The 14,519-nt window shown below is 43.1% G+C and carries 13 protein-coding genes and 1 tRNA gene; 4 read left to right on the top strand and 10 right to left on the bottom strand.

Annotated elements, in window-relative coordinates; all coding sequences use genetic code 11:
- Positions 1-21: 21 nt before the first annotated feature.
- Together JMX07_RS09695 and JMX07_RS09690 are read left to right on the top strand one after the other, a co-directional pair.
- Positions 22-360, top strand: coding sequence for a P-II family nitrogen regulator (locus tag JMX07_RS09695; protein ID WP_010197981.1), 339 nt, complete (start codon positions 22-24; stop codon positions 358-360).
- Between the two features lie 107 nt (positions 361-467).
- Positions 468-1,730, top strand: a complete 1,263-nt coding sequence (locus tag JMX07_RS09690) for an ammonium transporter (protein ID WP_101205964.1) — start codon at positions 468-470, stop codon at positions 1,728-1,730.
- 192 nt (positions 1,731-1,922) lie between these two features.
- Here JMX07_RS09690 and JMX07_RS09685 read toward each other — a convergent pair whose 3' ends face one another.
- From JMX07_RS09685 to JMX07_RS09675, 3 genes are all read right to left on the bottom strand, one after another.
- Positions 1,923-2,306 (bottom strand): DUF2147 domain-containing protein, encoded by a 384-nt coding sequence (locus JMX07_RS09685; protein ID WP_101205965.1) that lies wholly within the window; start codon positions 2,304-2,306, stop codon positions 1,923-1,925.
- 261 nt (positions 2,307-2,567) lie between these two features.
- Complete coding sequence (locus JMX07_RS09680; RefSeq protein WP_102092103.1) at positions 2,568-2,831, bottom strand: hypothetical protein; 264 nt, start codon at positions 2,829-2,831, stop codon at positions 2,568-2,570.
- Positions 2,832-2,902: 71 nt separating this feature from the next.
- Positions 2,903-3,748 carry a DNA/RNA non-specific endonuclease gene (locus JMX07_RS09675; RefSeq protein WP_201579519.1) on the bottom strand — a complete coding sequence of 282 codons (846 nt, stop codon included), beginning with the start codon at positions 3,746-3,748 and terminating at the stop codon, positions 2,903-2,905.
- Positions 3,749-3,925: 177 nt separating this feature from the next.
- On the opposite strand from JMX07_RS09675, the gene JMX07_RS09670 reads away from it, so the two are divergent.
- Positions 3,926-4,016 (top strand) — tRNA-Ser (locus tag JMX07_RS09670).
- A gap of 357 nt (positions 4,017-4,373) precedes the next feature.
- Here JMX07_RS09670 and JMX07_RS09665 read toward each other — a convergent pair.
- Both JMX07_RS09665 and JMX07_RS09660 read right to left on the bottom strand, forming a co-directional pair.
- Positions 4,374-5,690 carry a DUF3100 domain-containing protein gene (locus JMX07_RS09665; RefSeq protein WP_201607676.1) on the bottom strand — a complete coding sequence of 439 codons (1,317 nt, stop codon included), beginning with the start codon at positions 5,688-5,690 and terminating at the stop codon, positions 4,374-4,376.
- A gap of 77 nt (positions 5,691-5,767) precedes the next feature.
- Complete coding sequence (locus tag JMX07_RS09660) at positions 5,768-6,931, bottom strand: M20 aminoacylase family protein (RefSeq protein WP_201607675.1); 1,164 nt, start codon at positions 6,929-6,931, stop codon at positions 5,768-5,770.
- Between the two features lie 573 nt (positions 6,932-7,504).
- On the opposite strand from JMX07_RS09660, the gene JMX07_RS09655 reads away from it, so the two are divergent.
- On the top strand, positions 7,505-8,224 hold the full coding sequence (locus JMX07_RS09655) for a hypothetical protein (protein ID WP_201607674.1): 720 nt from the start codon (positions 7,505-7,507) through the stop codon (positions 8,222-8,224).
- Positions 8,225-8,318: 94 nt separating this feature from the next.
- On the opposite strand, the gene JMX07_RS09650 is transcribed toward JMX07_RS09655, so the two are convergent.
- From JMX07_RS09650 to JMX07_RS09630, 5 genes are all read right to left on the bottom strand, one after another.
- Entirely contained in the window at positions 8,319-8,618 is a 300-nt protein-coding gene (locus JMX07_RS09650; protein WP_201607673.1) for a hypothetical protein, read from the bottom strand.
- 430 nt (positions 8,619-9,048) lie between these two features.
- A complete protein-coding gene (locus JMX07_RS09645; protein WP_201607716.1) occupies positions 9,049-9,996 on the bottom strand; it encodes a putative RNA methyltransferase in 948 nt (315 codons plus the stop codon).
- A 139-nt stretch (positions 9,997-10,135) separates the two neighbouring features.
- Positions 10,136-11,254 carry a phospho-N-acetylmuramoyl-pentapeptide-transferase gene (gene mraY, locus JMX07_RS09640; protein WP_179799575.1) on the bottom strand — a complete coding sequence of 373 codons (1,119 nt, stop codon included), beginning with the start codon at positions 11,252-11,254 and terminating at the stop codon, positions 10,136-10,138.
- A 3-nt stretch (positions 11,255-11,257) separates the two neighbouring features.
- On the bottom strand, positions 11,258-12,706 hold the full coding sequence (locus JMX07_RS09635) for a UDP-N-acetylmuramoyl-tripeptide--D-alanyl-D-alanine ligase (protein WP_201607672.1): 1,449 nt from the start codon (positions 12,704-12,706) through the stop codon (positions 11,258-11,260).
- A gap of 82 nt (positions 12,707-12,788) precedes the next feature.
- Positions 12,789-14,504 carry a UDP-N-acetylmuramoyl-L-alanyl-D-glutamate--2,6-diaminopimelate ligase gene (locus JMX07_RS09630; RefSeq protein ID WP_201607671.1) on the bottom strand — a complete coding sequence of 572 codons (1,716 nt, stop codon included), beginning with the start codon at positions 14,502-14,504 and terminating at the stop codon, positions 12,789-12,791.
- Positions 14,505-14,519 lie beyond the last annotated feature (15 nt).

Here is a 14,519-nt window from a genome sequence, read left to right as displayed (position 1 = left end):
CACACAAATAAGGAATTTTTTATGAAGCTAATCACTGCGATCTTAAAACCGTTTAAGCTCGACGACGTGCGTGAAGCGCTTTCCGACATCGGTGTTAAAGGTGTCACTGTCACTGAAGTCAAAGGTTTCGGTCGTCAAAAAGGTCATACAGAGCTCTATCGTGGCGCAGAATACGTGGTGGACTTTTTACCTAAAGTAAAAGTCGAAGTCGCTGTGATCGACGAGATGGTTGAGCCTGCTATCGAGGCAATCACTCGTATCGCTAGCACTGGTAAGATTGGTGATGGCAAGATTTTCGTCACTGCACTTGAGCAAGTTATCCGCATCCGTACGGGTGAAACGGGACCTGACGCTATCTAAATTTGAAGACCTACCTACGGGCATAAACTTATAGGTACAGACTCTTACAGTATTTTTATCTATCGGTAATGCCGATATCTATATTATAAATTCAAGGGGGAATTTAAATGGAAAGTCAAATCTTTGAGCTCCAATATGCGCTCGATACGTTTTACTTTTTGATATGTGGTGCGTTGGTCATGTGGATGGCAGCAGGCTTCACTATGTTAGAGGCCGGACTGGTCCGATCAAAAAATACAGTCGAAATCTTAACCAAAAACGTCGCACTATTTGCAACAGCTAGTATCATGTATATGGTATGCGGCTATGCGATTATGTATGGTGGCGACCTATTCTTAAGCGGAATTGCAGGCGGTGATACGTTAGTAGAAGACGCCCTAGCAGCCTCTGCTGAAAATGGCTTCGGTGGCGACTCTGTCTACTCTGCCGCATCAGACTTTTTCTTCCAAGTCGTCTTTGTAGCGACCTGTATGTCAATCGTATCAGGTGCCGTTGCTGAGCGTATGAAACTGTGGTCATTCTTGTTGTTTGCTGTGGTCATGACTGGTGTTATCTACCCACTAGAAGGTAGCTGGACATGGGGCGGCAACGATGTCTTTGGTCTATTTAACCTAGGCGACATGGGCTTCTCTGACTTTGCAGGCTCTGGTATTGTACATATGGCCGGTGCTGCAGCAGCTCTAGCAGGTGTATTGCTCTTAGGCTCACGTAAAGGTAAATATGGCCCTAATGGCGAGATACGTGCTATTCCTGGTGCCAACCTACCATTAGCGGCACTCGGTACACTAATCTTGTGGATGGGTTGGTTCGGTTTCAACGGTGGTTCAGTGCTTAAATTAGGCGACATCGCTAGTGCTAATGCTGTTGCAATGGTATTCTTGAACACTAATGCTGCTGCTGCTGGCGGTGCTGTCGGTGCCTTAATCTTAGCCCGCATCATCTTTGGTAAAGCGGATCTAACCATGCTTCTAAACGGTGTACTAGCAGGTCTAGTTGCCATTACTGCTGAGCCTTCAACTCCTTCTGCATTACAAGCCACTATTTTTGGTGTTATCGCCGGTATTATTGTAGTGCTATCTATTTTAGCCTTAGACAAAATCAAAATTGATGATCCAGTTGGTGCAATCTCAGTTCATGGTGTGGTCGGTCTATTTGGTCTGCTAATTGTACCTATTACTAACCCAGCATCTACCTTTATCGGTCAGATTGTGGGTGCTGCAACCATCTTTGCTTGGGTATTCATTGCCAGCCTAGTGGTTTGGTCTATCATCAAGCTGGTTATCGGTCTACGTATCTCTGAAGAAGACGAATACGAAGGTGCTGATATTGCAGAATGTGGTATGGAAGCTTACCCAGAATTTATAAGATAAGCTCCTTTCAAGTAAGCTAAAGATTGATGTTAAATGCGCTGATACTACCCACTGTAGTATCGGCGTTTATAATTTTAGTGTTTAAAGCTCTCCCCTATTGAAACTATAAGCTTGAACCTAAAGCGCAAAAAACCCGCGAGACCTTTCGGTAACGCGGGTTTTTATATATTACGCTGAAACTAATTTTTTAGTTTATTTCTTTTTCCACTCTTGGCTACGAGAGAATGGGCCAATATAGCCTTTTAGCTTCAACGTGTTGCCGCTTAAGCTTGCAGTCATACGATAGTCTTTGCCTTTTTCAGGGTCAGTAATCGTACCACCACTATATTTACCACCACCGTCAGCTTTTAGACCTTTAATAATGGTCGTACCAACGTGCTTTTTGCCTTTAGCTGAGTTAGTAGCAATAAGAGTACCGGTCAACACACCATTTGACTCAGTGATCTTTACCGTACCTTTTGGCTTGCCTTCATCATATGTCTGCCAAGTAGTGTTGGCTAATGGGTCAGCGGCGAATGCCATGCTAGCAATACCAATACCAGCAACTGCTAAAGTGGTCTTTGTAAATAATTTCATAGATTGACTCCCTTCATACAATGATTACTCGAAACGTTATGTTTCTGTTGTCCTATGCTTATCCTTTGCTAGAACCTTTCATTACGAGCTTTACGGTTTCGACCTTTTTAAATGATAGTTACCATTACAACTTATAAGCTTTTGGTTAAAGATTCGAGCGATACAAGCGATGTCTTAACTCATTATAAGCAATTTTTAGGTTTTGCCTAGTAATTTTTTTACAGTTTCTTATTTCTGTAAAAATAAAACCATATCAAAGACTTATAGGAAAGGATTGTCGATATCTTTATCTAATTGGTCATCATTTTCCTTTGACTTAGCATCATTCTTACTATATAGATTTTTATCTGCAAATGCTTGTACGATTTTCCCCGACAGCTCATGTAGCTGTTGGGCTTGGTCGTATCCTAATTCGTCAAAAGTGAGATCAATATCACCATATATAATAATCTTGTCTTTTTGATTTTCAATGACAAGATCACCAATCTGCATGCTTTGATGGTCGTTGGCGAATGGCTCAATCATTTGATTATCCTTATTATCAGTAACATTTTATATTTTTCGAAATGTGGATATTTTAGGGGCTTACTTTCAGCTTAAGCCTGCAATTGTGCAATTAACCACTCTAAAATAGCCCAGACAAACAGCATCCACTCAGGCTCCTCCACAGGCGCCTCAGGGGTATCTGAGCTCTCACCCGCCTTCAATGGTAAATCAAACGCTTGAGATTTGGACTGACTATCTAGCATAGGTAATACATCGATACCAATCTCAGTAGTCAGCTCATCGATACTAATTACGTCGATGCGTTCTGACTCATCATTTGGGGCGTAATACACGCCTGCTTGATTGGTTGCTGGGATATATACCGCTTTAAAGAAGTGACTGGGCACAAGGACACGGTTAGCGAGCTGCTTGGTTTTTTTATTAGTAAATGCCACACCTGTGATGGTATACACCTCACCGTATTGCTGAGTCAAATATCGAGTGGCAGATTCAATATTACGCCAAATGTAGCGATTGTTACGTGGTGACTGCGGGGCAATATTGGCTAAACTAAAACTATCATACTGCTGGCTGCGATTGGCCATATTGGCATTGGGTGCCAAATGACCTCGATCATAGCCAGAACCTGAATAATCAGACAATGAGGCTCGTGCTGACTTTGGTAGTTTACTCTCTTCGTGAAAGCTATCTTCACGATCGATCTGCTTAGCTTGTTGCAGACGTGTGCGATCGAGATGCTCTGCTGACCAAAGCGGTGTACGCGATACTCCTGAATACATAACCGCAAAGCCATCCATGCATAGCGCTTGTGTGTCTTTTTTTAGCTTGGTATTGGTAAATTCAGGATAAACACCCCCATAAAAAGACTGGCTACACTGGGTCAAATCATCAGCGTGTGCTTGGGTAATACCTGTCGCGACAAGTAATACTGCCATCAGCGCACTATTCTTACATCCGTACTTAAGCCTACTAAAACTTATCATTCAACTTTCAACCATTTATACTTGCCGTTACATACTTGCTATCCTAGCAGGCGCTTGCCAATAAAGAAAGATAGCGCGCAAGTCGTGACATTTTAAATGGTATCCGCTATACTTAGGCGTTCAAAAAACGGTGAAGTGGGTGAGTGGCTGAAACCGCACGCCTGGAAAGTGTGTATACGTTCATAGCGTATCGAGGGTTCGAATCCCTCCTTCACCGCCAATCTTATTCTGCTTAAGCAAAACCTTTGTTTTTCATCCTGTTCTACCCTTTCCTAAATATTCTTTATATCTTTTAACAGTTTAACAGTAAGACTTTCAGTCTATACTCATCCTCTACTGCTGTCTGAAATATTTCTGTTTAGCCTTAATTTCATATGTCGTATAAGATTTAATAACTATATATCTAATTGAATACCACGTTTATTGGCCAAGTTCAAAAACTCGTATCATGGACTGAGAGTGACTCATATAAGAGTTATAACACAAGATAACTATCTGCTCTTCTATAAGAGCAAGCAATAAAAACCCCAGTTGGTCAACTGGGGTTTTTTATTATCTTCAAATACCCACCTAACTTTTAGAGCATGGCTTGCGCAATCATCGCTGATCCGATGAAGGTACCTGTAAAGGTTAATATCGCAACAATGGCGATTTTAAAGCCAGACTTCTTAAACAAATCAACTTCCATTTGCGAGATAGCGAAACCAGCATAAGCAAGTACTGGTGTTAATAATTGCAGAACACCCAGTTTGGCGGTTTCCTCCAAAACATAAGCATTAAATGGAAACTGTGGTAGAGAGATTAAAATAGCTACAATAGATATCCAAGCAATCGCCGGTACATTGACTGGAATAAATCGTTTTAACAACATACCAATTACGCAACAGGCAAACAAAATGAGCATGGCAGGTAATGCCGTTAATGGATTTACACCCTGCCCTACCCAGTTGCTCAGTAGCAAGACCACGCAAATCACAGCCAATAAAATAAAAGATTGCATGATTGAAAGACTGGCAGGCTCTTCCATGACTGCATCAAAATTGGTTTCTGTCGTAGCGACTGTTTGTTGGTTCTTCTTAAATTTACTGACTACTTTATACAAGAACTCTGTAAAAGGCAGCGCCACAAATAAACTAACGAATAAGCCAGTGGCATACGTTAGCAGGTTAGAAGTGGCCGCAAATGCAGTAATGGTTTCTGCTTGGGCAGGCACCGTCTCTGCCAATGCTGCTGAACAAGCACCCATCATACTACCACTACCAATACCGCATGCCATAGCAAGTGCGCGTACATCCATAATGTCCATCGAGGCAATGATACCGGCCATTAATGAGAAGTAAATCGCGCCAAACAAAGTACCCATGACATAGACGCCCATTACACCGATTCCTTCTGGGCTTTGTAACCCATATTTATCAGCAATCAAAGCAACGTTGGGTTCACGAGCAACAGAGTGCGTGGCACCGATAGCTTCTCGGCCCATGCCAAAGACAAGCACTGCAACTGGTAGGGCAATCAGAACGGTCGCTACATTACCTAACTCTTGCAATAGTAGTGCTGGACCGGCAGCAATGATTTCTTCGATATTTGGACCAACGCCAACACCGAATTTGGCGATGAAAGGCATAATACTTAACAGAATGGCATAACTGGCGAACTTGGCTCGTTGTTTGGTTATAACCGCTTTCATCGAAGGCACGACATTAGGGTTTAATAAAATCGCAAAGATAAAAGCATAAAGTAATGGCAGTAACACCAAAATGCCAATACCAATAGGGATTTTGATAATGCCTATCCATTCCGCTAATAACGATACCGCAATCACTAATAAATGCAGTTTCCAATCAAGCAGGTGCTTTGTCATAGTAGGTGACAGCACGCTATTGTTGTTCATATGAATTCCCTTTGAGTGTGATGTGACTCTATTGATTGAACTTGGTCTGTTGAGTTTTATCTGTCGATAATAAAATTTTATTCAGCACTCTTTGGTAACTCCGACTCAACCAAAGAAACCCATACTTTGATACCGGTCTCGATAGCATCATCATTGAAATCATAAGAGGCATTGTGCAGCGGCTTAGAAGGTATGCTGCCATCAACGCCCAACCAAAAATAGGCGCCTTTAACTACCTGACTCATAAATGAGAAGTCTTCAGAAGCCATCGAAGGTTCTACATCGGTATTGACTTTATCAACGCCCAACGCCTTAGTAGCCGCTTCTTTAATCTCAAGGTAAGCCTGACTGTCGTTGGTGGTTACTGGATAACGAATGTGGTAATTCATCTCGCCTTTGACACCATATAAAGGCGGCAGAGTGGCGACCATTTCTGTTAGCATCTCTTGCATAGATTGGCGTACATCCATATCAAAACTACGAACCGTACCTTTTAAGATGGCGACATCTGGAATCACGTTGGTGGTATCGCCGCTGTTCATTTGCGTCACGCTAATAACGCCAGACTGCAATGGCGAGACGCGGCGAGAGATAATAGATTGGATATTAGTGATTAGTGCAGCACCTGCGGCTATAGGGTCAGCGCCCAAATGCGGCATGGCAGCATGTGTGCCTTTGCCGGTTAACGTAATCTCAAAAGTATCAAAAGAAGCCATCATAGGGCCATTGTTTACAGCGATTTCTCCTACTGGCAGCCCAGGCCAATTATGCAAGCCATAAACGGCATCCATCGGAAATTTATCAAATAAGCCATCATCAATCATGGCTTTGGCGCCGCCTAACACCTCTTCTGCAGGCTGAAAAATAAAGTGAATGGTGCCGTTAAACTCTTTATGTTGGCTTAAGTGTTTTGCCGCTCCTAGCAGAACAGAGGTATGACCATCGTGACCACAAGCGTGCATACAGTTTGCGTGGGTAGATTTATGCTCAACGTCGTTTTGTTCTGCGATTGGTAACGCGTCAATATCGGCTCTTATACCGATAGTAGGGCCTTCACCGTTCTTTAAAGTGCCAACCACACCAGTGCCACCCAAGCCTTGATGAACTTCAATACCAAAAGACTGTAATTTATCTACGATGAATGAAGAGGTCTTAAATTCTTTGAATCCAAGCTCAGGCTGGCTATGAATCTGTTTGCGCCATTGTTTGACTTCATCTAATAATGCTTCATTAACTGACATTTATTTTTCCCTTTGAGAGTATGTATTGATATACCGACGTTGGCATTGATACGCGCTATCAACTTTTGGACAGCGAAAAACCATCTAATCTTTTTGCATTCTTTTACTTTTACCAAATAAATAAGCCACTTAAAGTGGCTTATTTACGACGTACTAGAGATATATGTTCTTGGATAGCTATTGTAACCTATTTTCACGCATTCGAATAAAGCCGAGTCGTATTAGCAAACTTAGTCTTTATCTCTTTTTGAATAGATTTTTTTACAGTCGTGCAGATTATAATAATTTTTTCAGTCGTATTTGGCCGTATAAAACTACCTTTAAATGAGTAGATACTCTATTACGATTCGTTTTACTATCAGCTTAATTTTATCCCTAAACCCTTATACGAAAAGGCTTTGATTTTTTCTGTGGTGCTCAATCTAGCTTTATATCTATATTTACCATCATTGCTATACCGTACAAAAATGTAATAACAGTAGAGTCACTGATACTCGGCAGATGCCATTGTCCAAAAACTGGATTATAGTAGATATCGGTAGTATTTATTTAAATAAACTAAAGGATACAACGATGAAAACACTAGGAATGTGTATCGTAGCAGGACTCGGATTGAGTGCTTGCACGACTGGCATAGGCGGCATGGCAACAGGTAATACCAATCAAAATAACAACTCTGATAAAGTGATCACTCAATACCCAGTTGAGACTGCCTTACTCAATATCTATACCAAACAACGTAGTGAAAAACTGGTCGCTACTGTCGGCGGACAAAGCGTAGCCGCAGATATTCAAATCACCCCTAAAGGCAGCATGCGCTTTAATAATAAGATGGTACAAGGCGCAGAAGTCAGCACAATCAACACAGTGAATCAGCAGATTACGGATCAGTCCGTCGCTATCAATTACTTTACGCTAAACCCATTGGTGTTCCATGGTTTTACGGATAGTACGGGTGAGTATTCAATCGCTAACCAAACGACAAGTATCCCTAAGATAGCTACGGTGGGCGACTCAAATCAGCTCATCACTGAAAACGTATATGCTGACAGCAGTATGGGTCAGAAAACCGCCACCTATAAGCAGGACTGGTCCCTCACACAAGATACAAATAACACGGCGTGGCTCTGTATAGAAACCTCAGGCAATCTACTTTTGACTTCTGATGCTGCAGGTACTTCGTCAGAATGCTATAAAATCAATGCCAAAGGCGATGTTTTGAGTAGTAAAGTCACACTCACTCAGCCCAGTAAAAATGGCACATCCAAATCAATGACGTTTATCAGTCAGTAGCATTTGCTCAATTAGTAACGATCAATAGTGTCATATAAAAACAAAAAAATAGCGCCTAATTAAGGCGCTATTTTTGGATGGTAGGATTGTATTTTTACGAGCGACGATCATGGTTATTTTTGTCATGATTGTTTTTATCATGGCTGTATTTAGCATGGACATTTTTGGCTGTTACTTTGTGTTTAGCAGCCACTACGTTCGCTTTGTGATGTGACTTTGCTGCCTTAGCTTTGGCTTGCTTATAGTTATTACTCGCTTTATTGCTGCTGTGTTTTTGTTGCTGTACTTGAGCTGTATGATGCTTATCAAAATTAGGTGCGGCATTGGCCTGACCAACCATCGACAAACAAGCAGTAACGGCTAGAATCGAGCTAACTAGTATCTTTTTCATCATTTTATTCCTTTGAATTCATATTTAGAGTAGTTATAGATAATGCATTTAGTGTTAAATGAACTATCGTGATAAAGCTTTACTCTATCGACAAAGAGAATGATAAATGATTCTAGTATTAAGTAGATTTATGAAACTTGAAGAAAGGTTGCGATTGTTACGAGGGCATGCACAATCAAAGGCATGTTAGGTATTGGCGTAATGTTTGGTTAAATGACAGCGCATTTACGCTTTATCGGTAAGCATCGTAAACAGGATATTTATAGAAACGCGAATGACTAGCTGATTAATGAAAAATGCAAATACGGAGGCGGTTAAGCTAAAACTTCTGTATCGACCTTTCTGCTATTCGAAAAACCTAACTCATTAGAAGTTAATGGCTAATGTTTAAAGCGAACATAGCAATACTCCAGACTGCTATGCTCTAAATGTGCTAAACAGACGTTTTCTGCAAAATATAAACCACAAACTTTGCCTTTGTGCTAAATGCTACTGTTTCTACGGCAGCCAATAGTGCTTGCCTTTTTTCGCTGCGAGCACGGTACGCATAAGGTGTCATCGTCATCAAATCAGCCAAATCCTCTGCGGATAATGTCAGTTCTGTACTGACAAGGCAGGTCTCAACCAACGTAAAATACGGTGCCAATTCTTGCAAAAATTTATCAGAATCATGCTCACGCACATCATCAAACAGCGCATCACGCATCGTTGCCAAGTGCCCGACATCAGGTTTGGCAATAATCAGATAGCCACCATCCATCAATACATTATCAAACGCCTCGGGCAAAATAGGGCTAAAAATACTACTAATACCCGTCATACTATGCGGGCGTAATGGTAGATGTGCAGCACTGGTCACTAATGGATAGACTGCTGTCGTCTTGGCAGTATCTTCTTTGCGCGGCTGATACCATAGACGACCTGCTATTTTACTGACTTTAGCCAACTCAACCACTGCAGGCTTACTGATGTCAGCGGCTATCAACGTGTCTATAACATCCGTTCCCATTTGTGCCATTGCCTGCGTGTAGTAGCCTTCTCCGCAGCCAATATCAAGCCAATTGACCGGTTTGCTATCTTGCTTATCTATTAACTCATCGTTAGACAGCAACTCTGTCATTTTTTGGCTAATTAGTTTTTGGAGCGGTGCATAATGACCATGATTCAAAAACCGTTTACGCGCATCGATAGATTCTTGGCTATCCCCGGGGGCTTTAGACTTTTTCTGTTGTACTGGTAGTAAGTTGACATAGCCTCGACGCGCCACATCAAAGGGATGTGAAGTTTGCTTAGGGTGCAAACTACCATCACAGCGCCAAGTATCTGCGGCAGGCTGTAGTGGTGACTGACAAAGTGGACAAATAAATAACGACACGGGCATCTCAAAGTGATAGCAATATGCTTCGCATTTTAACAAAATTCATGGGCCTTGAGCGACAAAAAGCCGTCTCAATCATGATTGAAACGGCTTTTTGGATTTTTGCAAATTGATATCCATATAGATATTTGGCGGTTATAGCTTAACGCAGTTTTAGCGTCATTAGCCCAAGGATGACAAGGATAATGGCAATGATCCAAAATCTCGCCACCACTTGCGTTTCTTTCCAGCCAATTTCCTCAAAATGATGATGCAGCGGTGCCATACGAAAGACGCGTTTTTTGCGCAGTTTGTACGAGCCAACCTGCAACATAACTGATAGCGCTTCTGCGACAAACAAACCACCCATAATCGCAAAGGCAATTTCTTGGCGGGTCATCACGGCGATAGTACCTAGCATTGCACCTAGTGCTAGTGCGCCAACATCACCCATAAATACTTGTGCTGGATGTGCGTTGAACCATAAGAAACCAAGACCTGCTCCGACCATTGAGCCACAGACGATGATGACCTCAGAGTTATAAGGAATATAAGGCACATGCAAGTAATCAGCAAAGCGTACATCGCCTGATACATAGGCCATCGCGCCCAAACCTGCAGCGACGAGAACGACTGGCAAAATCGCCAAACCATCCAAACCATCGGTTAGATTGACTGCGTTAGAAGCACCGTTAATCACAAAGTAAGTAAAGATGATAAAGCCAATACCAAATGGCACTGCTGAAAATGGAATCATCCAGTCCTTGAATACTGGCAATAGCAGATCCTGCATCTCACGCGTGGTGTTGATATCGGGTTGTAATGTGGCGATATAGTACAAAGACACACCGACAAACAGTGCGCCCATAGATAGCCAAAAATACTTTTTGCGAGCGATTAAGCCTTTTGGATCTTTGTACTTAATTTTCAGCCAATCATCTGCCCAACCTACGGCGCCGAAGATAACCATAACCACGAGCAAAATCCAAACATAAGGATTGTTTAGTCGTGCCCATAGTAGCGTCGATATGCCAATCGCACTTAGGATCAATACCCCGCCCATGGTTGGTGTACCAGTCTTGGCCAAATGCGACTGAGGCCCATCATTACGAATGGCCTGACCATATTTGAGCGATCGTAAGTGCCGAATGACACGGCCACCAAACATCATGCTAAATACAAGGGCGGTAACAACGGCAAGCAATGCTCGCAGTGTCAACGAAGAAACCGCAGAAAACGGCGAATAATACTGGCCAAGCCAGCCGAACAACCAAACTAACACCGCCTACTCCTCTACTAGCGCATGAATAAGTGTTTCCATTCCCATGGAACGAGAGCCTTTGAACAACACAGTACAAGGCTTAGCTTGTTGCGCTTGCAAATACGGCTGTAAATACTGTAATAAACTGTCTTTGTCGGTGAAAGCGTGAGCACTAATATCAGACACTTCTTGTGCACCCGCAACGGTGTAAGGGGCATATTCGCCAACACAAAGCAGCACGTTGATACCTGTGGTCGCAATAGTACGGCCCAAGCTCTGATGCTCACTGATAGCCGCCTCGCCTAGCTCACCGATATCGCCCAGTACCATGACCTGCGTACCTGTTTGCGCAGCCAATACTTTGGCAGCGGCACGCACTGAATGCGGGTTAGCATTATAAGTATCATCAATAAGACGATGCATACCAAGTATCTGGCTATTTAGACGACCTTTAGCAGGACGCGCATTTTCAAGCCCAATGACGATATCACTCACCTCAATATTCAGCGCATGCGCACAGGCAGCAGCGGCCAAGGCATTATTGACATTGTGTTCACCTGCCAATGGTAAGTTGATATCATGGACTTGGTTACCGATATGTAGCTTAAATTCGCTACGCTCAGGCTCTACGTCTAGATGGCTTGCGCTTACATCCGTATTACCAAAGCCAATCACATGTGAGGTGTGCTTTTCAGCGATACGGCGTAGCTGATTGGTAAAATCATCCTTATCAGGAACAATCGCAAACTGCGCGTCCGTCAACGTATGGTAAATCTCTGCTTTGGTTTGGCAGATACCTTCACGGCTACCAAATTCACCCAAATGGGCTGTACCGATGTTTAAGATACAGGCCACGTCAGGCTGAACGATTTCAGTCGTATAAGCAATCTCGCCAATATGGTTTGCACCCAACTCTAAAATAGCATAGCGATGATGGTCTGATAGCTCAAGAAGCATCATTGGCACACCCAAATCGTTATTGAGGTTACCACGAGTGATTAAGGTCGGTGCCAATCTACCAAAAATACTGCCTAGCATTTCTTTGCAAGTGGTCTTGCCGCTAGAACCCGTAATAGCAATCACGGTTAAATCTTTGTGCTGCTGACGACGATATGCTGCCAATTGACCTAGCGCCAAACGAGTATCGCTGACCACCAATTGCGGAATAGCATTTGGGCCGGACAACGAAATAGGATGCGAGACAACAGCGGCAACAGCGCCTTTTGATATTGCTGTGTCGATATAATCGTGACCATCGAAATTATCGCCACTGAGCGCCAAAAATATATCGCCTGGCTTTATCGTACGGGTATCGGTGGCTATACGTTTACTGGACAAGGCCGTCTGTTCTGCTGCATGGCCTTGTGGTAGTTGCCAATGCCCATCGAGCGACGTGGTCGCTGCGAGCAGATTGTCCATTTGCCAGACATAGAGCCCTTGCGACTGGGCAGTATTATCGGTGTCGGCTGTCATAATGATTACCTTATATGATGACTACTTAATTTTTATATTTAATGATCAATTTTTACTAATACATGTATCGAAAGCCAATTAACTACACACGGCCAGCTTGATTCAATGCCTGCTGCAAAACAACACTGTCATCGAAATCATAGCGAACGTTGTTAATCTCTTGATAGGTCTCATGACCTTTGCCTGCGATGACAACGATATCATCTACACCTGAGTGACTAACTGCATATTCAATAGCGGTTTGGCGGGCAGGCTCGATATGGGTTCGTTGATATTGCTCAGCGGTCATACCAGCCTGCATATCTTGCAAAATCATATTGGGATCTTCGGTACGTGGATTATCCGCAGTCAAAACAACTTGATCAGCACCTGCCAGACCTGCTTGCGCCATCAACGGTCGCTTGCCTGCATCGCGATCTCCGCCGCAACCAAATACTGCCCATAGCTGACCTTTACAGTGGGTTTTTAAACTTGCTAGCACTTGGCTTAGCGCATCTGGGGTATGCGCATAATCAACGATAAAGCAGCCATCATTTGATGGTACACGCTGCATACGCCCAACCGCACCTTGCAACTGTGCAACAGCAGGCACAATACGCTCGATATTCATAGCCAAGTCAACATCAAGTGCTACGACAGCTGCTATCGCTGCGAGCAAATTGGCTACATTGAAGCGACCTAATAGTGGACTAACAATCTCTATGTTGTCAGCTTTCTCATCGCCAAAATCAGTACGCAGTTTTATTTTGACGCCTTGCAGACTTGGCGTAATATCAGCGGCAACGAAAGTAGCAGCTTTTGATGAATCCAAACTGTATGTCCATACCGTCAAACCGCTGGCGTTTGCCGTATCTAACATAACCTGAGCGTGCTCATCATCGATGTTGATAATGGCATGGGTCAAATTTGGAAAATGGGCTTTATCAAACAGTTTTGCTTTGGCAGCGGCATATTCTGCCATATCGGCATGATAGTCTAAATGGTCACGACTCAAATTGGTATAAATCGCTACAGTGACTGGCATACCTTGTAGACGTTGTTGGTCCAACCCGTGAGAGCTGGCCTCTAATGCCAACATTTCTGCTTGCTCTGTTCCCATCTGATATAGGAACTGCTGGACAGCTAACGCATCGCCCGTGGTATGGCTGGCTTGCACCAGAGCACCAAGTCTACCATTACCTGCCGTACCCATCACTGCGCTACTCTGACCCATCAATTGAGTAAGCTGTGCTACTAATTGACTGATGGTTGTTTTACCATTTGTACCAGTCACCGCAACCACGGTCGGTAGAGTCACTTGCTGCTGATATTGAAGGCGTGCTTGAATTAAGCTACCCAAAAAGTCGCGAATATTAGAAACGTATAAGACAGGGCATGGCAACGCTGCTAGTTGCTGAGGTGCATTAGCAATAATATCTATCTGCGGTTCACTACTGGTATTTGAGGGATTTGTTGCTTCGCTAAGCAAAATACCAGGGTCAATCTCTGAGAGAATAAACGCGGCTTGTTCAGCGGCTTGCAGTAAATAATCGCGACTTTTTTCAGAATTGGCTGTTTGGCTTTTTAACAGGACAAATACGTCGTTCACTTCCAATTGGCGATTGTCCAAGCGAAATTGTTGAAACGGAATATGGGCAATAGACTGGGCTTGAGCTAAACCCGCCTGATTGGATGCTTCCTGAATCGATGCTGCTATCATCGCTGTAAGCTGCTCAGCCAGTTTTTGCTGCTGGCTTTTATTGGCATCTATAAGCTGTTGTAAAGTAACAGTAGCGCTATCTAGCGATGATATAGTCATAGATAAATCCTAAAC

The organism is Psychrobacter immobilis (assembly GCF_904846235.1).
Classification (GTDB): Bacteria; Pseudomonadota; Gammaproteobacteria; order Pseudomonadales; family Moraxellaceae; genus Psychrobacter; species Psychrobacter immobilis_C.
The sequence above is the reverse complement of the archived record's forward strand: the minus strand, read 5'-3'. Positions and strand labels throughout refer to the sequence as shown.

Coding starts and splice junctions, on each gene's coding strand:
- JMX07_RS09695 (WP_010197981.1), top strand. CDS start 22: ATGAAGCTAATCACTGCGATCTTAAAACCGTTTAAGCTCGACGACGTG.
- JMX07_RS09690 (WP_101205964.1), top strand. CDS start 468: ATGGAAAGTCAAATCTTTGAGCTCCAATATGCGCTCGATACGTTTTAC.
- JMX07_RS09685 (WP_101205965.1), bottom strand. CDS start 2,306: ATGAAATTATTTACAAAGACCACTTTAGCAGTTGCTGGTATTGGTATT.
- JMX07_RS09680 (WP_102092103.1), bottom strand. CDS start 2,831: ATGATTGAGCCATTCGCCAACGACCATCAAAGCATGCAGATTGGTGAT.
- JMX07_RS09675 (WP_201579519.1), bottom strand. CDS start 3,748: ATGGCAGTATTACTTGTCGCGACAGGTATTACCCAAGCACACGCTGAT.
- JMX07_RS09665 (WP_201607676.1), bottom strand. CDS start 5,690: ATGAACAACAATAGCGTGCTGTCACCTACTATGACAAAGCACCTGCTT.
- JMX07_RS09660 (WP_201607675.1), bottom strand. CDS start 6,931: ATGTCAGTTAATGAAGCATTATTAGATGAAGTCAAACAATGGCGCAAA.
- JMX07_RS09655 (WP_201607674.1), top strand. CDS start 7,505: ATGAAAACACTAGGAATGTGTATCGTAGCAGGACTCGGATTGAGTGCT.
- JMX07_RS09650 (WP_201607673.1), bottom strand. CDS start 8,618: ATGATGAAAAAGATACTAGTTAGCTCGATTCTAGCCGTTACTGCTTGT.
- JMX07_RS09645 (WP_201607716.1), bottom strand. CDS start 9,996: ATGCCCGTGTCGTTATTTATTTGTCCACTTTGTCAGTCACCACTACAG.
- JMX07_RS09635 (WP_201607672.1), bottom strand. CDS start 12,706: ATGACAGCCGACACCGATAATACTGCCCAGTCGCAAGGGCTCTATGTC.
- JMX07_RS09630 (WP_201607671.1), bottom strand. CDS start 14,504: ATGACTATATCATCGCTAGATAGCGCTACTGTTACTTTACAACAGCTT.